At 49.8% G+C, this 5,053-nt stretch carries 1 tRNA gene and 3 rRNA genes; all 4 read right to left on the bottom strand.

The features are described 5' to 3' along the window. Window positions 1-116: ribosomal RNA gene (gene rrf, locus H7T97_RS10090) — 5S ribosomal RNA — on the bottom strand. Window positions 117-195: 79 nt separating this feature from the next. Next, window positions 196-3,095, bottom strand: a 23S ribosomal RNA gene (locus H7T97_RS10085). Window positions 3,096-3,218: 123 nt separating this feature from the next. Next, window positions 3,219-3,291 (bottom strand) — tRNA-Ala (locus H7T97_RS10080). A 53-nt stretch (window positions 3,292-3,344) separates the two neighbouring features. Continuing rightward, window positions 3,345-4,892, bottom strand: a 16S ribosomal RNA gene (locus H7T97_RS10075). The 16S, 23S and 5S rRNA genes sit together here with 1 tRNA gene alongside, the layout of an rRNA operon. Window positions 4,893-5,053 lie beyond the last annotated feature (161 nt).

The raw sequence follows: 5,053 nt of genomic DNA, 5'->3' as shown, positions 1-5,053 counted from the left end.
GCTAAGCGACTACCTTATCTCACAGGGGGCAACCCCCAACTACTTCCGGCGTTCTAGGGCTTAACTGCTGTGTTCGGCATGGGTACAGGTGTATCTCCTAGGCTATCGTCACTTAACTCTGAATGATTAAACATTCAAAATTGAACATCTATATTCTAACAAGTTAACCTTTCGTTGTCAATATCTTTTGACTCTTTGGATAAGTCCTCGAGCTATTAGTATTAGTCCGCTCCATTGCTCACACAACTTCCACTCCTAACCTATCTACCTGATCTTCTCTCAGGGCTCTTACTGATATAAAATCATGGGAAATCTCATCTTGAGGTGGGTTTCACACTTAGATGCTTTCAGCGTTTATCCCTTCCCTACATAGCTACCCAGCGATGCCTCTGGCGAGACAACTGGTACACCAGCGGTAAGTCCACTCTGGTCCTCTCGTACTAGGAGCAGATCCTCTCAAATTTCCTACGCCCGCGACGGATAGGGACCGAACTGTCTCACGACGTTCTGAACCCAGCTCGCGTGCCGCTTTAATGGGCGAACAGCCCAACCCTTGGGACCGACTACAGCCCCAGGATGCGACGAGCCGACATCGAGGTGCCAAACCTCCCCGTCGATGTGAACTCTTGGGGGAGATAAGCCTGTTATCCCCAGGGTAGCTTTTATCCGTTGAGCGATGGCCCTTCCATACGGAACCACCGGATCACTAAGCCCGACTTTCGTCCCTGCTCGAGTTGTAGCTCTCGCAGTCAAGCTCCCTTATACCTTTACACTCTGCGAATGATTTCCAACCATTCTGAGGGAACCTTTGGGCGCCTCCGTTACCTTTTAGGAGGCGACCGCCCCAGTCAAACTGCCCGTCAGACACTGTCTCCGTAGATGATGAACCTACCGGGTTAGAGTGGCCATAACACAAGGGTAGTATCCCAACAACGCCTCCATCGAAACTGGCGTCCCGATCTCAATGGCTCCTACCTATCCTGTACATGTGGCACAGACACTCAATATCAAACTGCAGTAAAGCTCCATGGGGTCTTTCCGTCCTGTCGCGGGTAACCTGCATCTTCACAGGTACTAAAATTTCACCGAGTCTCTCGTTGAGACAGTGCCCAAATCATTACGCCTTTCGTGCGGGTCGGAACTTACCCGACAAGGAATTTCGCTACCTTAGGACCGTTATAGTTACGGCCGCCGTTTACTGGGGCTTCAATTCATACCTTCGCTTACGCTAAGCACTCCTCTTAACCTTCCAGCACCGGGCAGGCGTCACCCCCTATACATCATCTTACGATTTAGCAGAGAGCTGTGTTTTTGATAAACAGTTGCTTGGGCCTATTCACTGCGGCTGACTAAAAGCCAGCACCCCTTCTCCCGAAGTTACGGGGTCATTTTGCCGAGTTCCTTAACGAGAGTTCTCTCGCTCACCTGAGGCTACTCGCCTCGACTACCTGTGTCGGTTTGCGGTACGGGTAGAGTATGATTAACGCTAGAAGCTTTTCTTGGCAGTGTGACGTCACTAACTTCGCTACTAAACTTCGCTCCCCATCACAGCTCAATGTTACAGAATTAAGCATTTAACTCAATTCACACCTCACTGCTTAGACGTGCACTTCCAGTCGCACGCTTTAGTTAGCCTACTGCGTCCCTCCTTCACTACATACTCTAGTACAGGAATATCAACCTGTTGTCCATCGGATACACCTTTCGGTCTCTCCTTAGGTCCCGACTAACCCAGGGCGGACGAGCCTTCCCCTGGAAACCTTAGTCTTACGGTGGACAGGATTCTCACCTGTCTTTCGCTACTCATACCGGCATTCTCACTTCTATGCGTTCCAGCGCTCCTCACGGTACACCTTCTCCACACATAGAACGCTCTCCTACCATACCTATAAAGGTATCCACAGCTTCGGTAAATTGTTTTAGCCCCGGTACATTTTCGGCGCAGGGTCACTCGACTAGTGAGCTATTACGCACTCTTTGAATGAATAGCTGCTTCTAAGCTAACATCCTAGTTGTCTGTGCAACCCCACATCCTTTTCCACTTAACAATTATTTTGGGACCTTAGCTGGTGGTCTGGGCTGTTTCCCTTTCGACTACGGATCTTAGCACTCGCAGTCTGACTGCCGACCATAATTCATTGGCATTCGGAGTTTATCTGAGATTGGTAATCCGGGATGGACCCCTCACCCAAACAGTGCTCTACCTCCAAGAATCTTAATGTCGACGCTAGCCCTAAAGCTATTTCGGAGAGAACCAGCTATCTCCAAGTTCGTTTGGAATTTCTCCGCTACCCACAAGTCATCCAAGCACTTTTCAACGTGCCCTGGTTCGGTCCTCCAGTGAGTTTTACCTCACCTTCAACCTGCTCATGGGTAGGTCACATGGTTTCGGGTCTACGACATAATACTAACTCGCCCTATTCAGACTCGGTTTCCCTACGGCTCCGTCTCTTCAACTTAACCTCGCATCATATCGTAACTCGCCGGTTCATTCTACAAAAGGCACGCTCTCACCCATTAACGGGCTCGAACTTGTTGTAGGCACACGGTTTCAGGTTCTATTTCACTCCCCTCCCGGGGTGCTTTTCACCTTTCCCTCACGGTACTGGTTCACTATCGGTCACTAGAGAGTATTTAGGGTTGGGAGATGGTCCTCCCAGATTCCGACGGGATTTCTCGTGTCCCGCCGTACTCAGGATACTGCTAGGTATAAAGACTATTTCGAATACGAGGCTCTTACTCTCTTTGGCTGACCTTCCCATGTCATTCTTCTATAATCTTTAAGTCCACATTGCAGTCCTACAACCCCGAAGAGTAAACTCTTCGGTTTGCCCTCCTGCCGTTTCGCTCGCCGCTACTCAGGCAATCGCTTTTGCTTTCTCTTCCTGCAGCTACTTAGATGTTTCAGTTCACTGCGTCTTCCTCTACCTATCCTTAACAGATAGGAGTACTAGCCATCAGCTAGTGGGTTCCCCCATTCGGACATCTCTGGATCGTCGCTTACTTACAGCTCCCCAAAGCATTTCGTCGTTTGTCACGTCCTTCTTCGGCTTCTAGTGCCAAGGCATCCACCGTGCGCCCTTATTAACTTAACCTTATTTTTGGTCTTGCGACCTAAACTCTTTAAATATTTACAGCGTTTCGGTTTATTTTCTTGTTACTATTTGATATAGATATTCAATTTTCAATGTTCAATCTTAACACCCTTACAGTGTTAATGGAGCCTAGCGGGATCGAACCGCTGACCTCCTGCGTGCAAAGCAGGCGCTCTCCCAGCTGAGCTAAGGCCCCACAAGACCTCTCAAAACTAAACAAGACCAACGTACAGGTTTCCATTTCCTTAGAAAGGAGGTGATCCAGCCGCACCTTCCGATACGGCTACCTTGTTACGACTTCACCCCAATCATCTATCCCACCTTAGGCGGCTGGCTCCTTACGGTTACCTCACCGACTTCGGGTGTTACAAACTCTCGTGGTGTGACGGGCGGTGTGTACAAGGCCCGGGAACGTATTCACCGCGGCGTGCTGATCCGCGATTACTAGCGATTCCGACTTCATGTAGGCGAGTTGCAGCCTACAATCCGAACTGAGACTGGCTTTAAGAGATTAGCTTGCCGTCACCGACTCGCGACTCGTTGTACCAGCCATTGTAGCACGTGTGTAGCCCAGGTCATAAGGGGCATGATGATTTGACGTCATCCCCACCTTCCTCCGGTTTATTACCGGCAGTCTCGCTAGAGTGCCCAACTAAATGATGGCAACTAACAATAGGGGTTGCGCTCGTTGCGGGACTTAACCCAACATCTCACGACACGAGCTGACGACAACCATGCACCACCTGTCACCTCTGTCCCGAAGGAAAACTCTATCTCTAGAGCGGTCAGAGGGATGTCAAGACCTGGTAAGGTTCTTCGCGTTGCTTCGAATTAAACCACATGCTCCACCGCTTGTGCGGGCCCCCGTCAATTCCTTTGAGTTTCAACCTTGCGGTCGTACTCCCCAGGCGGAGTGCTTAATGCGTTAGCTGCGGCACTGAGTCCCGGAAAGGACCCAACACCTAGCACTCATCGTTTACGGCGTGGACTACCAGGGTATCTAATCCTGTTTGCTCCCCACGCTTTCGAGCCTCAGCGTCAGTTACAGACCAGAGAGCCGCTTTCGCCACCGGTGTTCCTCCATATATCTACGCATTTCACCGCTACACATGGAATTCCACTCTCCCCTTCTGCACTCAAGTTAAACAGTTTCCAAAGCGTACTATGGTTAAGCCACAGCCTTTAACTTCAGACTTATCTAACCGCCTGCGCTCGCTTTACGCCCAATAAATCCGGATAACGCTCGGGACCTACGTATTACCGCGGCTGCTGGCACGTAGTTAGCCGTCCCTTTCTGGTAAGTTACCGTCACAGTGTGAACTTTCCACTCTCACACTCGTTCTTCTCTTACAACAGAGCTTTACGATCCGAAAACCTTCTTCACTCACGCGGCGTTGCTCGGTCAGGGTTGCCCCCATTGCCGAAGATTCCCTACTGCTGCCTCCCGTAGGAGTCTGGGCCGTGTCTCAGTCCCAGTGTGGCCGATCACCCTCTCAGGTCGGCTATGTATCGTCGCCTTGGTGAGCCGTTACCTCACCAACTAGCTAATACAACGCAGGTCCATCTCTTAGTGATGCAATTGCACCTTTCAAATCAATATCATGCGATATCGACTTTTATGCGGTATTAGCTATCGTTTCCAATAGTTATCCCCCGCTAAGAGGCAGGTTACCTACGCGTTACTCACCCGTTCGCAACTCATCCGCTCGGTGCAAGCACCAAGCTTCAGCGTTCTACTTGCATGTATTAGGCACGCCGCCAGCGTTCATCCTGAGCCAGGATCAAACTCTCATTAAAATAATTGTTTGTCTTAAACTCATTCTGTCACTGACAGATTTATTGTTTTTTTATTGTTCAGTTACTATAACCTTAGTTATAGCGCCCTGCACATTGGTTCGTCTTGTTCAGTTTTCAAAGGTCTTTGTCGCTCTCGCGCGACAACTATATTAGTATATCAT

It is taken from the genome of Streptococcus parasanguinis (assembly GCF_016648925.1).
Classification (GTDB): Bacteria; Bacillota; Bacilli; order Lactobacillales; family Streptococcaceae; genus Streptococcus.
The sequence above is the reverse complement of the archived record's forward strand: the minus strand, read 5'-3'. Positions and strand labels throughout refer to the sequence as shown.